Here is a 16,379-nt window from a genome sequence, read left to right as displayed (position 1 = left end):
CGAAGCTTTCGCGTGTTCTTTCGTGCCCGGCCGAGTCAGGGGTCGTAACAGTGAATGCTGCCTGGGAAGCCGTCTCCCGCGTCGCCGACGAGCCCGCCTGGTACTGGGTGTACGACAAGCTGGGGTTCTGGCCGAGCACTTACGCCCACGCGTGGCCGGGCTTCCGCGAGCCGGTGCCCTCGCGGACCTGGGACCTCTCGCCCGGTGACCTGGACCGTTCCTCGGCCGAGTTCCGCCTCGGCCCGTACGCGGTCGACGAACCGCAGGTCGCGGCCATCGCGCTGGCCGCGTTCCGCGAGGCGTGCGGCCCGGACGACTGGATGTGGGCGCTGCACTGGCAGCACCAGTCCTACCGCGTCCGCCCGCACCTGATGACCGAGGGCGCGCGCTGGCCGGTGCCGGTGTTCCCGCGCGCGGACTACCACCTGTTCCTCGCCGCGGACTTCTCGTTCGGCACGCTCGGCCACCCGTGGGAGCGCACGCTGTGCGTGTTCGGCGAGAAGCTGGTGCCGGCGTTCGAGCGGCTCGGTGAAGGGGTGCTGACGAACGTCCTGCGGCGTGACGGGAAGCCGTCCGCGCTGGCCCGCTGAGTCCCGCGTTGATCTCTTGCTACCGTTCTGCGCGTGTTCGAGTATCACGGCTGGGTGACCATCCAGGCGACCGCGAGTGGCGACGACGACGCGGCGCTCCTGGAGCGCCTGGTCGACCGCGTGCACCGCGCGATCCGCGACGCGGGTGACTTCGACCTGGTCGACCTCCGCTGGAGCGCGGGCATGCCGATGCTGCACTTCGGCGGCTTCGACAAGCACGGCGGCCGCCTGGGGCCCGAACTGCTCGACCTGTTCACCAGAGTGGGTGAACTTGCGCCGGGCTCGTACGGGCTCCTGTACACGTTCGACGACCAGGACACCGAACACGACAACGACTTCCGCGTGTACCGGATGGCCCGCGGCCAGGTGACGGAACGCGACGACCCCCACCTGACGCCGGTGGCCCCGACGGTCCTGGACGTCTACGAGCTGTAGCCACAGCCTCGTTCACGGCACCGTCGCAAAGTCCGGCTGCCGCGCCGTGGGGGCTCCGGGGCTCGGGCACCTGGGTGAAATGACAAAGGGACCGAGGTCGACGCTTTCCGTCGACACACGGCCCCTGTCACTGAGCGGATGACGGGATTCGAACCCGCGACCCTCACCTTGGCAAGGTGATGCGCTACCAGCTGCGCTACATCCGCGTTGTCTTGCTGTTGGAGAGCACTCTATACCGTCCCGGATCCGCTTCGACGACGGGGTCCCCCCCTCGCTGTGACCGGTGCTTCGGTGTCACAGCTGGCGTACAAGGGGTGACGACGGCTGATTCCCTCCGTATGGTGTCCCCATTCGACCGAATGGGGAGACCTTCGGGGAGGAGGTGCCGGGCCGGGATGACCGAGCTGGGCACGGTGCCGCCACCAGCGGCCGCGGAATCCGACGAGCAGGCACTGCTGCAACGGCTTCGCGACGGTGAGGACGCCGCCTTCGGGGAGCTGTTCGAACTCCACGCCGCCGCCGTCCGCCGGCTCGCGCAGAGCCTGGCCGCCGACCGGTCCGAGGCCGAGGACATCACCGCGGAGACCTTCTTCCGCGTGCTGCAGGCCCTTCGCCGCGGCGCCGGTCCGAGAGACTACGTCCGCGCCTACCTCCTCACCGTCGCCCGCCGGGTCTCCTGGGAGTGGCACGGTGCCCGCCGGGACGTCCCGGTCTCCGACGACGAGCTGAACTTCCGCGCCGGGGCGGGCGCCGACACGCACGCCCGCACGGCCGAGCACACGCTGATCACGACCGCTTTCACCAGCCTGCCCGAGCGCTGGCGGACCGTGCTGTGGCAGACCGAGGTCGAGGGCGAGCAGCCCGCCATGGTCGCCACGCACTTCGGGCTGAGCGCGAACGCCACCGCGGCGCTGGCCCGCCGCGCCCGGCAGGGGCTGCGTGCGGCCTACCTGCAGGCCCACCTCTCGGTGAACCGCGGGCCGGACTCGTGCCGCGCGGTCGTCGAGAAGCTCGGCGGGTTCACCGCGGGCAGCGTCACCGGCGCCGAGGCCGAGCGGATCAAGGCCCACTTGCACGGCTGCGCGTCGTGCCGCGCGACCCAGGACGAGCTGCGCGACGTCTGCTCGTCGCTGCGCGCGCACGCCGGGGTGCTGCTCCTGCTGGTGCCGGCCGCCGCGAGCGGTGGCGGCGCGCTGGCCGGGCTCGGGGCCACGATCAAGGGTGTCCTGGTCGGCTCGAAGGTCAAGATCGGGCTCGCGCTGGCCTCGACCGCGGCCGTGGGTGCCGTCGGGGTCGCGGCCGGTCCGGTGCTCTTCGGCACGACGCCGACGCAGGACGTCGGGCTGAGCGGCGGCGCGCCCGAGCTCGTCGTGGTGCCGCCGACGGAGTCGCACCACCAGCCGCCCCCGCAGCCGCAGGCGGACCCGCGGATCGGCTTCGGTGTGCTGAACGGCCGTGGCACCGGGGTAGCCGTCCCGGTCCGGCCGCGTGGCGGCGAAGCCCGGCCGGTGGCCGCGAACGAGGTGCCCGGCGTGCCGGTCCACGACGTCCCGGCCGTGGACGCCGGCACCGTGGTGGTCACCGGCCCGAGCGGAGAGACCCCCCGCGACGACCTGACGACCTCGACGTTCAGCGCGACCGACCAGCCCGGGACGTCGCCGCGGATGGACATCACGAGCACCAGGATGACGGAGTCCAGCGAGAACGCCGACGCGCCGGAGCTGTCGCCGCCCGACCAGACCGTGACCACGACGACGGTGCCGCGCAAGCCGCAGCCGCCCGAGAGCGGCACGGCGACGGGGAAGCCGAGCGTGACGCCGACGTCCGGGAAATCGTGCCCGACCAGCACCTCCGAAGTCACTGGTTCGGGCGAACCGGCGGATCCGGCCCCGACCGACCCTGAACAGCGATGATCAACTCCCGCGCGTGGGATGTCCGGTTCCTCCCTCGCGCGGACGAGCCCGCGCACGGTACCGTTGAGCTGCTCACCCTGCGGGCGGCCCGGGAGGCTACTGAATGAACCGGCTGGTACGCGGCGAAGACGGCCGCGACTGGGTGGTCCGTGCCCAGATGGAATGGCGCGCACCGGCGACGGCCGATGACTTCGAGCACGACGTGGCGGGCAGCTACGGCCCCGGGATCGCGATGGTCGTGGTGACGGCCCTGCTGGCCGTGATCCTCATCGTGTGGACGCCGGACCAGGTCAACATCCCCGCGTGGGTGCTGCTGGCCCTGCTGCTCATCGTGCTGTTCTTCCCGCTGCGGTGGATCCTGCGCCGTCCGTGGACGGTGGTCGCGGAGACCGAGGGCGACGCGACCGGCGACCGGCCGTCCGAACGCTGGGTCGGCACCATCCGCGGCATGTTCCGCGTGCAGGGCGAGGTCAAGCAGATCTCCAAGACCATCCAGCGGCATTCGCTGCCGGACTTCGACGGGCCGCTGCACCCGGTCGAGTAGTGAGTACCGGAATTCGGCCGAAGGGGTGAAACTGGGGACATGCCCGAGCTACCCGAGGTCGAAGCGCTGGCCCACCACCTGCGCGAGAACGCCGTCGGCCAGACGATCTTCCGCATCGATGTCGCATCGTTGAGTGTGCTGAAGACGGCGACCCCGCCGTGGACGGACCTGCACGGCCGGGAGATCACCGGGGCGACCCGGTACGGCAAGCACCTCGACGTCGTCGCCGGTGACCTGCACCTGGTCGTCCACCTGGCCAGGGCGGGCTGGCTGCGCTGGTCCGACGGGCTGGCCGCGGCGCCGCTCAAGCCGGGCAAGGGCCCGATCTCGCTGCGCGTGCACCTCGAGTCGGCCACCGGGCCCGGCTTCGACCTCACGGAGGCGGGCACCAAGAAGGGCCTCGCGGTGTGGATCGTGAAGGACCCGCAGGAGATCGCGAGCGTCGCCCGCCTCGGCCCGGACGCCCTCTCGCTGGACGCGGCCCAGCTGCGCGAGCTGTTCGCGGGGAAGAACACGCGGCTGAAGTGGGCGCTCACCGACCAGTCGCTGATCGCCGGCATCGGCAACGCCTACTCCGACGAGATCATGCACCGCGCGAAGCTCTCGCCGTACGCGACGATCGGCAAGCTCGACGACGGCGCGCTGGAGACCCTCGCCGAGGCGATCGTGGAGATCGAGTCCGACGCCGTCGAGCGCTCGGTCGGGCAGAAGGCGGCCCGGCTGAAGGGGGAGAAGCGCTCCGGGCTGCGGGTGCACGCCCGCACCGGACTGCCGTGCCCGGTCTGCGGCGACACGATCCGCGAAATATCGTTCGCCGACAAGTCGTTCCAGTACTGCCCGACCTGCCAGACGGGCGGCAAGCCGCTGGCCGACCGCCGGATGTCGCGCCTGCTGAAGTAGCCGTTCCCGGACGCTCGGTAGGGTCGCCTCGACGCTGGGTCAGCACCGTTGGACAGAAAGTGGGATCAGGCCTTGCACCCGCTTGGTCGAGCGCAGAGCATGGACGCCGTGTCCGGGTTCCCGCTTGCGCAGATCATTCCGTGGGGCATCGTGGTGGTGCTCCTCATCGTGGTGGTCGTGCTGCTCGTGAAACAGCGCCGCCCGGTCAGCGTGGTGGAGGACGCCATGCTGCAGGCGGTGCACCGGATGTCGAAGGCGGCGCCGAACCTGCGTTCCGGTCTCGACGAGGACGCCGCCGACAAGATCACCACCCAGCTGCTGCAGATGCTGGACTGCGTGGCCGTCGGCATCACCGACAGCGAGGGCACGCTGCTGTCCTGGGACGGCGAGGCGAACGAGCACTACGTCGACCTCGTCGACGCGATCGGCGCGGCCATCCGCAAGCACCGCCGCGAGGTCGTCGCGCACGACCGGATGCCCTGCAACCACCGCGGCACGTGCCGGATGAAGACCGCCGTCATCGTGCCGCTGCTGGTCGAGGGCGAGACCGAGGCGGCACTGATCGTCGTCGGCCGCACCCGGGGACGGCTGGTGCAGATGGCCGACGCCGTCGCCCAGTTCGTCTGCACCCAGTTCGAGCTGGCGCGGCTCGACGAGTCCAAGCACCAGCTCCAGCAGGCCGAGATCAAGGCACTGCGCGCGCAGATCTCGCCGCACTTCGTCTACAACGCGCTCAACACGATCTCCGCGCTGATCCGCACGGATCCCGAAGAGGCGCGAGAGCTGCTTCAGGACTTCGCCGACTTCACGCGCTACTCGTTCCGGACGTCAGGCATGTTCACCTCGCTCGCCGAGGAGCTGCGGAACATCGACCGCTACCTGACCATCGAGAACGCCCGCTTCGGCGGCCGGCTCGAGGTGCGGATGAAGATCGCGCCCGAGGTGCTCAGCGTCGTCGTGCCGTTCCTGATCATCCAGCCGCTGGTGGAGAACGCGGTCAAGCACGGGCTGGCCAGCAAGCCGAGCGGCGGCTGCGTCACGGTGATCGCCCAGGACTACGGCACCGAGGCGCTGATCAGCGTCGAGGACGACGGCATCGGCATGGACCCGCGACGGCTCAACGAGCTCAAGAGCGCCCACCGCACCGGCGCGCACGTCGGGCTCGGCAACATCAACCAGCGCATGCAGCAGGTGTTCGGCAGCGACTACGCGGTGATGGTCGAGACCGCGCCCGGCGCCGGCATGAAGGTGACGCTGCGGGTCCCGAAGTTCGTCCCCGGCGTCCGGCCGAACATGCCGGACTACAGCTCCGACACCGAAGCCGACGTCCCCGCGCAGGGCGGCCCTGCTCAGCTGAACGGCGCCGAGGTCAACGGCGTCAACGGCTCGCGCTCCGGCATCCTCCCCATGTCGTGAATCCGGCTAGCCTGGCAGTATGAGCGTTACGGACAAGCTGGCTTCGCGGATCCCGGTGCTCGCCGACCGGGTCGAGCGCAAGGACGTCGTGGCCGTGGTGAAGCTGCACGGCGTGATCACGCCGTCGCCGTCGCCGCTGGCCAGGGGCGCGATCAACCTCGCCGCGGTGGAGACCGCGTTGACCAGGGCGTTCGGCCACGAGCGGCTCAAGGCGGTCGCGCTGCTGATCAACTCGCCCGGTGGCGCGCCGACGCAGTCCGGGCTGGTCGCGGAGCGGATCCGGCAGCTGGCCGACGAGAAGCAGGTGCCGGTGCTGGCCTTCTGCGAGGACGTCGCCGCGTCCGGCGGTTACTGGCTGGCCTGCGCGGCCGACGAGATCTACGCGCACCGGACGTCGATGGTCGGCTCGATCGGCGTGATCAGCGGCGGCTTCGGCTTCACCGGCCTGCTCGAACGCTTCGGGATCGAGCGGCGGCTGCACACCGCGGGCGAGAACAAGTCGCGCCTCGACCCGTTCTCGCCGGAGAAGCCCGAAGACGTCGAGTGGCTGAAGAAGATGCACACCCAGCTGCACGAGCTGTTCGTGAACTGGGTCAAGGAGCGCCGCGGCGACCGGCTGGCCGACTCCGACGACCTGTTCACCGGCGACGTCTGGCTCGGCGAGAAGGCGGTCGAGCTGGGGCTGGCCGACGGTCTCGGCAGCCTCCGCCAGATCGTCGGCGAGCGCTACCCGGACGCCGAGATCTCGGTGGCCGAGCCGAAGAAGCCGCTGCTCGCGCGCCTCGGCATCGGCGCACCGGCCGCGGCGTCGGCGGTGCTGGACGCGGTGACGCAGAAGGCGGCGTGGGCCCGCTTCGGCCTCTGAACCCCGGCGTGCCCGCGTCCGTGCACAGCAGTGCGGGCTCACTCGATGCGGACGGGGGCTGGACATTGCACTCGGCAATGGGCAGGATGCGTTTCACTGTGAGTGCTCACGATGACACCCGGAAGCTCGTGGTCCTGGCCGTGGACGACGAGCCGAACGGTCTTGACGAACTCGTCCACTGCCTGCGTAACAGCCCGTACGTGGCGAAGGTGTTCCCGGCGATCGACGCCTCTGAGGCGCTGCGGCTGCTGTCCACCGACGACCCGCGGCTGCGCGAGCGCAAGGACCGCGGCCTGCCGATCGTCGACGCGGTGTTCGCCGACATCGACATGCCCGGCCTGTCCGGCATGGAGATGTCCCGCGTGTTCGCCGCGCTCCGGCCCTCGCCCGCGCTGGTGTTCGTCACCGGGCACGCCGAAGAGGCGGTCAACGCCTTCGACCTCGGCGCCCTCGACTACGTGCTGAAGCCGTACCAGCAGGATCGCCTCGACCGCGCGATCACGCGCGTGATGGAGAAGCTGGCCGCGGCCGCGGCCCCGCCGCCGGGCGCCATGGGCGGCGAGCCGGTGAAGAACGACGACGAGGTCATCCCGGTCGAGCTGGCCGGCACCACCAAGCTGATCCCGCGCTCCTCGGTCCGCTGGGTGGAGGCGCAGGGCGACTACGCGCGGCTGTTCACCACCGAAGGCAGCCACCTGGTCCGCATCCCGCTGGCCCAGCTGGAAGAACGCTGGGAGAAGGCCGGGTTCGTCCGGATCCACCGCTCGTTCCTGGTCGCGTTGCCGCTGATCACCGAGCTACGCATGGGCCAGGGCGGCTACCAGGTCGTGATCGGCAACGAGGAGAAGGTGCTGCCGGTCAGCAGGCGGCACACCCGCGCGCTGAAGGACCGGCTGGTCGGTTCGGGCCGGAACGGCTGAGCCGGGACCGGTCATGACCGACGACTTCTACGAGCGGCGCGCGAACGGCGTCCGCGAGCCCGACCCGACGCTCGGCAGGCGCGCGCGCCAGCGGCCGCTGCCGCAGCCGATGGACCGGGCCGTCGTCGAGTCGCTGCCGCCGGCGCCGGAACCGGAGAAGCCGGCCAAGCCGGAGCACCACGCGAAACCCAAGCGGGAGCGGGTGATCCTCGCCGACCCGCGCCGCGGCGCCGGTACCCTGCGCGCCCGCGTCGAGCTGGAGGAGCAGACCAGCTGGGGGAAGCTGCTCGTCCGCGACCACCTGGTGAAGGTGCAGCTGCGGACGGCGTTGCTGCTGACGCTGCTCGTCGTCGTCGTGTTCGGCTCGCTGCCGGTGCTGTTCTACCTGGTTCCCGGGTTCTCCCGGTTGAGCGTGGTCGGCATCCCGGTGGCGTGGCTGATCCTCGGCGTGCTGCCGTTCCCGTTCCTGTTCGGCGTCGGCATCTGGTACAACCGGCTGGCCGAGCGCAACGAACGCGCGTTCGTGGACATGATCGAAAACTAGTTCCGCACCAAGTCGTGCGAGGATTCCTCCCGTGCAGCTGAACCCGTGGGCCGTGACCGGCATCGTGCTGGTCGCCGTGGTGACGTTCTTCCTCGGTCACCGCTCCTCGCGTTCGGCGACGACCACGCACGACTTCCTGGTCGCCCGGCGCACCGTGCGGTCCCGCCGCAACGCCGCCGCGATCTCCGGTGAGTACCTGTCCGCGGCGTCGTTCCTCGGCATCGCCGGGATCGTGCTCAAGGACGGCGCCGACGCGCTGTGGTTCCCGATCGGCTTCACCGCGGGCTACCTCGCGCTGATGCTTTTCGTCGCGGCCCCGCTGCGGCGTTCCGGCGCGTACACGCTGCCCGACTTCGTCGAGATGCGCCTCGGCTCGAAGGGGCTTCGCCGGTTCTCCACGGCGTTCGTCGTGTTCATCGGGATCCTCTACATGGTCCCGCAGCTGCAGGGCGCCGGCCTCGCGCTGGCGACGATCCTCCCGGTGCCGGTGTGGGCGGGCGCGGTCGCGGTGATGGTCGTGGTGGCCTTCAACGTGATCGCCGGCGGCATGCGCGCGATCACCGTCGTCCAGGCTTTCCAGTACTGGCTCAAGCTGTTCGCGATCTCGGTGCCCGCGTTCGTGCTGTGCCTGGTCTTCTTCGCCGGCGGCGGGCCGGACGGGTTCCGCCCGCTGGGTTCGGCCGCGCCGCCGGTGTTCACCAGCGACACCACGGTGGACGTGCAGACCGACGTCACCCTGCAGGTCCGGAGCGACACCTACCTCTGGGCCTACGGCCGCACCGACAACGGCCCGGCGGCCGGGCCGACGCACTGGACCCCGCTGGCCCCGCACACGGTGTCCGAGGGCACGAAGCTGAAGTTCCTGGCCGGCACGCCGGTGCCGGTGGTCAGCGACGCGAGCGCGGACAACGCCAACTGGCTGCACCCCGGCTCCGGCAGCCTCACCGACCTGCTGCAGACGTATTCGCTGATGTTCGCGACGTTCCTCGGCACGATGGGCCTGCCGCACGTGCTCGTGCGCTTCTACACCAACCCCGACGGGAAGGCCGCCCGCCGCACCACCGTGCACGTCCTGCTGCTGCTCGGACTGTTCTACCTGTTCCCGACGCTGCTGGGCGCGCTGTCCCGGATGTACGTGCCGGAGCTGCTGGTCACCGGCAAGACGGACGCGGCGATCCTGCGGCTGCCCACGGCGATGCTGCCCGGCGTCGGCGGCCAGATCCTCGGCGCGGTCACCGCGGCCGGCGCGTTCGCCGCGTTCCTGTCGAGCACGTCGGGGCTGCTGGTGAGCGTCGCCGGGGTGGTGTCGACCGACCTGCTGCCCGGCCGGGTGCGCGACTTCCGCGTGGCGACCGGGCTGGTCGCGCTGTTCCCGATCGGGCTGGCGGTCGCGTTGCGGCCGGACGACATTTCGCTGTCGATCGGGCTGACGTTCGCGCTCGCCGCGTCGACGTTCAGCCCGCTGCTGGTGCTGGGCATCTGGTGGCGCAAGCTGTCCTGGCCGGGTGCGCTGGCCGGGATGTTCGTCGGCGGCGGCCTGGTGCTGACCGCGCTGGTGGTCAACGTCGTGAGTGGCTACACCGGCGGCTGGGCGCCGTGGTTCGTCACCCAGCCCGCGCTGATCACCGTGCCGGCCGCCTTCGTCACGACGTACCTGGTCAGCCGGGTGACCGGGTACGGGCGCCCGGACCACGTCCACGACATCATGCTGCGGCTGCACGCGCCCGACCCGCTGGGCTTCATGCGGGACCGGGCCGTCGCGCGGTTCGGCCAGGCCGAGGAGAAGACGCGGGTCGCCGGCCGGGGACGGCATCGCAAGTAGCGCGTTGACACTCAGTAAGAAATTAATACCCGATCGAGGGCTTACCGACTACACGGTCGACTCCATACGTTCCGTTGGTTTCTACCAGTACGAGAACGGAAGGTGGAGATCCGCCGTGAGCAGCACCGAACCGGGCGTCGGTGGCGCGGAGCCGCAAACCGACTGGGAGACGATCCAGCAAAGTCCCGAATTCACCGGCCTGCGCCGCCGGCTGCGGGTGTTCGTGTTCCCGATGACCGCGCTGTTCCTGCTGTGGTACCTGCTCTACGTGCTGCTCGCGGACTACGCGCACGGCTTCATGAGCACCAAGCTGTTCGGCAACATCACCGTCGGCCTGGTCTTCGGCCTGCTGCAGTTCGTCTCCACGTTCGTCATCACGGGTGTCTACGTGCGCTACGCCAACCGGAAGCTCGACCCGGTCGCCGACGGCATCCGTGCCCGGATCGAAGGGGAAGCCGGCCGATGAACCTCGCCGCGGGCGTGGAGGGCAGCAACTCCACCCTCAACATCATCATCTTCCTGGTCTTCGTCGCGATCACGCTGGTGATCGTGTTCCGGGCCAGCCGCAACACGAAGACCGCGTCGGACTACTACGCCGCCGGCCGCGCGTTCACCGGCCCGCAGAACGGCATCGCGATTTCCGGTGACTACCTTTCGGCGGCGTCGTTCCTGGGTATCGCGGGCGCGATCGCCGTCAACGGCTACGACGGTTTTCTCTATTCGATCGGCTTCCTCGTCGCGTGGCTCGTGGCATTGCTGCTGGTCGCGGAACTGCTGCGCAACACCGGCAAGTTCACGATGGGCGATGTGCTGGCGTTCCGCATGAAGCAGACGCCGGTCCGCGCCGCCGCGGCGATTTCGACGCTGGCCGTGTCGTTCTTCTACCTGCTGGCGCAAATGGCGGGCGCCGGCGGCCTGGTCAACCTGCTGCTCGGCATTTCCGGCGAGGCGGGTCAGGACGTCGTGATCGCCGTCGTCGGCGTGATCATGATCCTTTACGTGCTGATCGGCGGGATGAAGGGCACCACGTGGGTGCAGATCATCAAGGCGGCGCTGCTGATCGTCGGCGCGTTCGCGATGACGCTGTGGGTGCTCGGCAAGTACGGCTTCAACCTGTCCAGCCTGTTCCAGGCGGCCGTCGACAAGGGCGGCAAGGGCGGCGCGGCGCTGCTCGACCCGGGCAAGCAGTACGGCAAGACGGGCACGACCAAGCTCGACTTCCTCTCGCTGGGCGTCGCGCTGGTCCTCGGCACCGCGGGCCTGCCGCACGTCCTGATGCGCTTCTACACCGTGCCGACGGCTCGCGACGCGCGTCGCTCGGTGGTCTGGGCGATCGTGCTGATCGGCGTGTTCTACCTGTTCACGTTGGTGCTCGGGTACGGCGCGGGCGCGCTCGTCGGACCGGAGAAGATCGCCAAGGCCCCGGGCACGACGAACGCGGCGGCGCCGCTGCTGGCCCTCGAACTCGGCGGCCCGGTGCTGCTCGGGTTCATCTCCGCGGTCGCGTTCGCGACGATCCTCGCGGTGGTCGCGGGCCTGACGATCACGGCGTCCGCGTCCTTCGCGCACGACGTCTACGCGAGCGTGATCAAGAAGGGCCAGATCTCGACGGGCGGCGAGGTCCGGGTCGCCCGGATCACGGCGCTGGTGATCGGCGCGCTGGCCATCGCCGGCGGCATCCTGGCGAAGAGCCAGAACGTGGCGTTCCTGGTGGCGCTGGCCTTCGCGGTGGCGGCGTCGGCGAACCTGCCGACGATCCTGTATTCGCTGTTCTGGAAGCGGTTCAACACCCAGGGCGCGCTCTGGTCGATCTACGGCGGGCTGGTCGTCACGATCGTGCTGATCGTCTTCTCGCCGGCGGTCTCGGGCAAGCCCGTGGACGCCAAGACGGGCAAGAGCGCGTCGATGATCCAGGGCGTCGACTTCCACTGGTTCCCGCTCGACAACCCGGGTCTGGTCTCGATCCCGGTCGCGTTCCTGCTCGGCTGGCTCGGCACCATCCTGTCGAAGGAGCGCAACGCCGCGAAGTACGCCGAGATGGAGGTGCGCGCGCTGACCGGCGCGGGTGCCGAGAAAGCCGTTACGCACTGACCCTTCGCGGGGGCGTGACCTCACGCGCGGGCAACGCCCCCGCATGGCAGCATGGAGATCGTGGTGAGCCCTGCTGAACTGCCGACCGCTGAGGTCCGCGACCTGCCCAAGGACGGTCTCGTCCTGCTCGACGTCCGCGAAGACGACGAGTGGGCCGCTGGGCACGCGCCCGGCGCGGTGCACATCCCGATGGGAGAGCTGCCCGCCCGCGTCGGCGAGCTGGCCGACCTGCCCGACGACCAGCCGATCCACGTGATCTGCCGCAGCGGCGGCCGGTCGGCGCGCGCGACGGCGTGGCTCAACCAGAGCGGCTGGGACGCCGTCAACGTCGCCGGCGGCATGGGCGCGTGGCAGCGCGAAGGCCGGCCGATGGTCGGCGAGCACCCCGGCATCGAACCCGAAGTGATCTAGCGTTGCAGCCGGGTCCGCCTCCTGGGTACTGGCCGCGCCAGAATCCGCCGCCCACGGCGCAGCAGCTGCAGGGCCGGAACCTGGCGGCCCAGCCCGAGCCGTACCCGTACCAGCGCCGTCCGGTGTACCGGCCGAAGCTGCGCTGGGTGGCGACCCCGCCGCCGGGCGCGTGGCCGCACCGCCGGGTGGCGCCGCCCGAGCGGTACCTCGGGCCGCCGTCGTACCCGGTGCCGCCCCGGTGGGGCTTCCCGAACCTGGTCTGGCGCCGTCCGACGTCGGTGCCCGGCACGGCGTCGGACGAGATCCGCCCGATCGACCGGCTGCCGGTGCTCAGCCGCAGCTTGATCGGCATCCTCTTCGGCTTCGCCGTGCTCGCGGCGGTCGCCGCCGGCGCGGAGATCTGGCGGTACGTGCTGCTCGTCGAAGGACGCGAGGCCGCGCTGAACCGCTCGGTCGTGGCGTTCTCCGACGGCTTCGTGCTCACCGCGGGCCTGCTGGCGTCGATCCTCGCGCTGCTGCCCGCCGGGCTGGCGATCTGGTGGCTCTTGGTCGCGCGTCAGGCGGCCGCGGACGTCTCGGGCGACGACCCGCCACGGCCGGTGTGGCAGGTGCTGGTCGGCATCCTCGTGCCGGTGGTGAACCTGCCGATGGCGCTGTCGATCGTCAGCGAGCTGGAGCACGCGGTGCTGGGCCGCCCGCGTGACATCCGGCCGAAGCCGTCGCGCCAGGTGCTCGTGTGGTGGGGTGCCTGGCTGCTGAACTGGATCCTGCTCGGCGTGACGATCGCCTGGCGCTTCCGCGACGACGTGCAGTCGATGGCCGACAGCGTCGTGCTGGTGGCGCTGACCGACCTGTCGGCGGCCGTGCTGGCCGTGGTGACCGCCCTGGTCGTGCGGCGGTTCTCGGCGTTGCTGGCGCCGTCGGACGCCCGGGCCGTGCGCTCGATGCGCGTGCTCAAGGTGGCGGGCGCCCCGGAGCCCGAGCTGCGTCCTTCGCGACCGGCCGGCGCGGCGCGCTAGTACCTGCCGAAGGCCGGTTCCAGCTGGTCGAAGGCCAGTTCCGCCATCGGCCACACGGCGTCGGCGATGCCCTTTTCGTCTTCGAGAGTCCGGTCGAAGACCTCCTGGAAGAGCACGCGCAGCAGGGTCGTCAGGTGCGCGGCGGCGAGCACCGGCCCGAGACCCTCCTCCGGGTGACGCCGGAGCAGCAGGTCGGTGAGGGCTTCCTCGCGCTCGCGGTGCATCTCGTGCAGCGCGTTCGTCAGTACCGCGCTCTCCTTGATCATCCGCACGAACCCGGGGCCGGAGAAGCCGACCAGCGCCTGCTCGGCGCCCAGCGCTTCGAAGTACAGCTCCCGGGTGTCGTGGAAGACGCTGTCGCGGATCAGCGCGGCCGGCCAGGCGGTGAAGTCCGCGCGGATGTCGAAGACGAGGTCCTCCTTGCGCGGGAAGTGGTTCGTCACGGTCATCTTGGCGACCCGCGCCTCGGCGGCGATGTCCGCGATCGTCACGTCGTCGAAGCCGTTCCGGATGAAGAGCTTCGTCGCGACGTTCGAGATGGTCTTCCTGGTCTCGTGCTTCTTCTGGGCCCGGAGTCCCTCGCTCATGCTGCCACCCTACTGGGTTCGACCCAAAAATGTGCTTGACCTATTCGGTGGGTCGGACCTAATCTGAGGTTCGACCTAATCTTCTGGGGGAGACATGACTACGCCGATGGCCCGTCCGGACGCGGCGTTGTGGCGGCTCGGCGGTGTCCTGATCATGGGCGCGGTGCTGTCGATCCTCGACGCGACGATCGTGACCGTCGGGATCGACTCGATCGCCCGCGACCTCGGCAGTCCGTTGCCGACGGTGCAGTGGGTGGCCAGTGCGTACCTGCTGGCGGCGTCGGCGGCGATCCCGCTGTCGGGCTGGCTGACCGACCGCTTCGGCGGCCGCGCGGTGTGGCTCGCGGCGGTGGCGATCTTCACGGCGGGCACGCTGCTGTGCGGGTTCGCGTGGTCGGCGCCGGCCCTGATCGTGTTCCGGGTGCTGCACGGCCTCGGCGGCGGGCTGATGCAGCCGGTCGGCCAGGCGGTGTTCGCGCAGGAAGCGGGCCCGGCGCTGGGCCGCATGATCGGCGTGATCACGCTGCCGGCCACAGTGGCCCCGGTGCTCGGCCCGATGCTCGGCGGTGCGCTGGTGGCGGACTTCGGCTGGCGGTGGATGTTCTTCGGCATCGTCCCGCTGGGCGTGGCGACGTTCGTCTCCGCGCGGCGGCTGCTTCCGGCCTCGCCGCCGGAGGGCAACCGGACGCCGCTCGACGTCCGCGGGATTCTGCTGCTTTCGCCGGGGCTGGCCGCGTTCGTCTACGGGCTGGCGGAGGGCGTTGCCGTCGTCGGAATCACCGGAGCCGTCTTGCTGGTGGCGTACGGGGTCCACGCGTCCCGGACGCCGTCCGCGGTGCTGGACCTGAAGCTGTTCCGTGCCAAGGCGTTCACGGTGGCCAGTGCGAGCACGTTCTTGCTGGGCGCGTCGCTCTACAGCTCGATGCTGCTGCTGCCGCTGTACTACCAGCAGGTCGAGCAGGCGAGCGCGTTGACGGCGGGGCTGCTGCTGGCCCCGCAGGCCCTCGGCTCGGCGGCGGTCATGCTGGCCGGCGGCCGGCTCCTGGCCCGTTTCGGTCCCCGCCGGATGATGCTGGCCGGTATCGTCCTGTCCTTGCTCGGCACGGTGGCGTTCACCCAGCTCGGCTCGGCACCCGGCGGAGTTCTGCTGACACTGTCCCTTCTGGTCCGCGGAGCCGGCCTCGGCGCGGCGACCACGCCGGGGATGACCACGTTGTACGGCTCGTTGGAGCGGTCCCGCATCCCGCGAGCGGCGAGCGCGTTCAACGTGATCAACCGGATCGGCGGCTCGCTCGGCACGGCCCTGCTGGCCGCGATCCTCCACAGCGCACTGACGTCCTCGGCGGCTCCGGCGGCCTTCGGGGTGGCGTTCACGTGGGCACTGGCGCTGTCGGCGCTGACCCTGATTCCCGCAGCCTTCTTCCCGACGAGGAGTCCCCGGTGACCTTCCGCCTTCTGAGCGTCCATGCCCACCCGGACGACGAGTCCAGCAAGGGCGCGGCGACGCTGGCCCGCTACGCCGAGGAAGGCGTCGACGTCCTGGTCGCCACCTGCACCGGCGGCGAGCGCGGCGACATCCTCAACCCGGCGCTCGACACCCCGGAAACCCGCGCGAACCTCCCGGCGATCCGCCGCCGTGAAATGGCGGCGGCCGCGGAGATCCTGGGCGTCAGCCAGCGCTTCCTGGGAATGGTCGACTCGGGGCTGCCGGCCGAGGGCGAGCCCCTGCCCGAAGGGTGCTTCGCCGCTCTGCCGCTGTCCGAAGCGGCAGCCCCGCTGGTGGCACTGATCCGCGAGTTCCGTCCCCACGTGGTGATCACGTACGACGAAACGGGCGGCTACCCGCACCCGGACCACATCCGCACCCACGAGGTCACGGTGGAAGCCTTCGCCGCGGCCGCGGACCCCGCTCGCTACCCGGGCACGGGCGCACCGTGGCAAGCCCGGAAGCTCTACTACCAGGTGGCGCTCAGCCGGGCATGGTTCGAAGCGATCCACGAGGCGACACTGGCCGCAGGCCTGGAGTCAGCCATGGGCGAGATCCTGGACGAACTCCCGGCCGAAGACATCCTGCCGATCACCACCCAGATCCGCTGCGAGGCCCACTTCGCCACCCGCGACCGAGCCCTCCGGGCCCACGCGACCCAGATCGACCCAGCCCACCCGTTCTTCGCCCACCCCCGCGAGATCGAACGAAAGATCTGGCCTCACGAGGACTACCACCTGGCCCACCCGACCCCAGGCCCGGAACTCGAAACCGACCTCTTCGCGGGCCTGACCCCATGACCCGCGTCCCATCACGCAAGGTCCGCCGGACCCGGC

The 16,379-nt window shown here is 70.6% G+C and carries 17 protein-coding genes and 1 tRNA gene; 16 read left to right on the top strand and 2 right to left on the bottom strand.

Annotated elements, in window-relative coordinates; all coding sequences use genetic code 11:
* Positions 1-50: 50 nt before the first annotated feature.
* Positions 51-590, top strand: coding sequence for a DUF2716 domain-containing protein (locus BT341_RS05495; RefSeq protein ID WP_072475229.1), 540 nt, complete (start codon positions 51-53; stop codon positions 588-590).
* A 33-nt stretch (positions 591-623) separates the two neighbouring features.
* Entirely contained in the window at positions 624-1,025 is a 402-nt protein-coding gene (locus tag BT341_RS05490; RefSeq protein WP_072475228.1) for an immunity 7 family protein, read from the top strand.
* Between the two features lie 133 nt (positions 1,026-1,158).
* Here the strand turns inward: BT341_RS05490 and BT341_RS05485 are convergent.
* Positions 1,159-1,231, bottom strand: a tRNA-Gly gene (locus tag BT341_RS05485).
* Between the two features lie 189 nt (positions 1,232-1,420).
* On the opposite strand from BT341_RS05485, the gene BT341_RS05480 reads away from it, so the two are divergent.
* The 12 genes from BT341_RS05480 (at position 1,421) to BT341_RS05425 (ending at position 13,470) form a co-directional block, all read left to right on the top strand.
* Complete coding sequence (locus tag BT341_RS05480; RefSeq protein ID WP_072475227.1) at positions 1,421-2,938, top strand: sigma-70 family RNA polymerase sigma factor; 1,518 nt, start codon at positions 1,421-1,423, stop codon at positions 2,936-2,938.
* A 103-nt stretch (positions 2,939-3,041) separates the two neighbouring features.
* Entirely contained in the window at positions 3,042-3,482 is a 441-nt protein-coding gene (locus BT341_RS05475; RefSeq protein ID WP_072475226.1) for a DUF983 domain-containing protein, read from the top strand.
* Between the two features lie 39 nt (positions 3,483-3,521).
* A complete protein-coding gene (locus tag BT341_RS05470; RefSeq protein WP_072475225.1) occupies positions 3,522-4,382 on the top strand; it encodes an Fpg/Nei family DNA glycosylase in 861 nt (286 codons plus the stop codon).
* 99 nt (positions 4,383-4,481) lie between these two features.
* Entirely contained in the window at positions 4,482-5,798 is a 1,317-nt protein-coding gene (locus tag BT341_RS05465; protein WP_072475224.1) for a histidine kinase, read from the top strand.
* A 19-nt stretch (positions 5,799-5,817) separates the two neighbouring features.
* Positions 5,818-6,663 (top strand): S49 family peptidase, encoded by an 846-nt coding sequence (locus BT341_RS05460; protein WP_072475223.1) that lies wholly within the window; start codon positions 5,818-5,820, stop codon positions 6,661-6,663.
* 86 nt (positions 6,664-6,749) lie between these two features.
* Entirely contained in the window at positions 6,750-7,583 is an 834-nt protein-coding gene (locus BT341_RS05455; protein WP_072475222.1) for a LytR/AlgR family response regulator transcription factor, read from the top strand.
* 13 nt (positions 7,584-7,596) lie between these two features.
* Positions 7,597-8,127: a hypothetical protein gene (locus BT341_RS05450; protein ID WP_072475221.1), complete on the top strand. Its 531-nt coding sequence runs from the start codon at positions 7,597-7,599 to the stop codon at positions 8,125-8,127.
* A gap of 31 nt (positions 8,128-8,158) precedes the next feature.
* Positions 8,159-9,949, top strand: a complete 1,791-nt coding sequence (locus BT341_RS05445) for a sodium/solute symporter (protein WP_072475220.1) — start codon at positions 8,159-8,161, stop codon at positions 9,947-9,949.
* Positions 9,950-10,064: 115 nt separating this feature from the next.
* Positions 10,065-10,415, top strand: coding sequence for a DUF485 domain-containing protein (locus BT341_RS05440; RefSeq protein WP_072475219.1), 351 nt, complete (start codon positions 10,065-10,067; stop codon positions 10,413-10,415).
* Positions 10,412-12,040 (top strand): solute symporter family protein, encoded by a 1,629-nt coding sequence (locus BT341_RS05435; protein WP_072475218.1) that lies wholly within the window; start codon positions 10,412-10,414, stop codon positions 12,038-12,040. Before BT341_RS05440 ends, BT341_RS05435 begins: the two co-directional genes overlap by 4 nt.
* A gap of 51 nt (positions 12,041-12,091) precedes the next feature.
* Entirely contained in the window at positions 12,092-12,451 is a 360-nt protein-coding gene (locus BT341_RS05430; protein WP_072475217.1) for a rhodanese-like domain-containing protein, read from the top strand.
* A gap of 2 nt (positions 12,452-12,453) precedes the next feature.
* Complete coding sequence (locus BT341_RS05425; RefSeq protein WP_072475216.1) at positions 12,454-13,470, top strand: DUF4328 domain-containing protein; 1,017 nt, start codon at positions 12,454-12,456, stop codon at positions 13,468-13,470.
* Here BT341_RS05425 and BT341_RS05420 read toward each other — a convergent pair.
* Positions 13,467-14,057, bottom strand: coding sequence for a TetR/AcrR family transcriptional regulator (locus BT341_RS05420; RefSeq protein ID WP_072475215.1), 591 nt, complete (start codon positions 14,055-14,057; stop codon positions 13,467-13,469). The two genes, BT341_RS05425 and BT341_RS05420, sit on opposite strands and share 4 nt — an antisense overlap.
* 94 nt (positions 14,058-14,151) lie before the next feature.
* Between BT341_RS05420 and BT341_RS05415 the strand changes: the two genes are divergently transcribed.
* Together BT341_RS05415 and mca are read left to right on the top strand one after the other, a co-directional pair.
* Entirely contained in the window at positions 14,152-15,501 is a 1,350-nt protein-coding gene (locus tag BT341_RS05415) for a DHA2 family efflux MFS transporter permease subunit (RefSeq protein WP_084742764.1), read from the top strand.
* A complete protein-coding gene (mca, locus tag BT341_RS05410; protein WP_072475214.1) occupies positions 15,498-16,343 on the top strand; it encodes a mycothiol conjugate amidase Mca in 846 nt (281 codons plus the stop codon). The genes BT341_RS05415 and mca overlap by 4 nt, the downstream gene beginning before the upstream one ends.
* Positions 16,344-16,379: the final 36 nt, after the last annotated feature.

This window comes from Amycolatopsis australiensis, assembly GCF_900119165.1.
GTDB classification, from domain to species: domain Bacteria; phylum Actinomycetota; class Actinomycetes; order Mycobacteriales; family Pseudonocardiaceae; genus Amycolatopsis; species Amycolatopsis australiensis.
This window is presented reverse-complemented; position numbering and strand designations above follow the sequence as displayed.

Coding starts and splice junctions, on each gene's coding strand:
- BT341_RS05480 (WP_072475227.1), top strand. CDS start 1,421: ATGACCGAGCTGGGCACGGTGCCGCCACCAGCGGCCGCGGAATCCGAC.
- BT341_RS05475 (WP_072475226.1), top strand. CDS start 3,042: ATGAACCGGCTGGTACGCGGCGAAGACGGCCGCGACTGGGTGGTCCGT.
- BT341_RS05470 (WP_072475225.1), top strand. CDS start 3,522: ATGCCCGAGCTACCCGAGGTCGAAGCGCTGGCCCACCACCTGCGCGAG.
- BT341_RS05465 (WP_072475224.1), top strand. CDS start 4,482: ATGGACGCCGTGTCCGGGTTCCCGCTTGCGCAGATCATTCCGTGGGGC.
- BT341_RS05460 (WP_072475223.1), top strand. CDS start 5,818: ATGAGCGTTACGGACAAGCTGGCTTCGCGGATCCCGGTGCTCGCCGAC.
- BT341_RS05455 (WP_072475222.1), top strand. CDS start 6,750: ATGCGTTTCACTGTGAGTGCTCACGATGACACCCGGAAGCTCGTGGTC.
- BT341_RS05450 (WP_072475221.1), top strand. CDS start 7,597: ATGACCGACGACTTCTACGAGCGGCGCGCGAACGGCGTCCGCGAGCCC.
- BT341_RS05435 (WP_072475218.1), top strand. CDS start 10,412: ATGAACCTCGCCGCGGGCGTGGAGGGCAGCAACTCCACCCTCAACATC.
- BT341_RS05430 (WP_072475217.1), top strand. CDS start 12,092: ATGGAGATCGTGGTGAGCCCTGCTGAACTGCCGACCGCTGAGGTCCGC.
- BT341_RS05420 (WP_072475215.1), bottom strand. CDS start 14,057: ATGAGCGAGGGACTCCGGGCCCAGAAGAAGCACGAGACCAGGAAGACC.
- BT341_RS05415 (WP_084742764.1), top strand. CDS start 14,152: ATGACTACGCCGATGGCCCGTCCGGACGCGGCGTTGTGGCGGCTCGGC.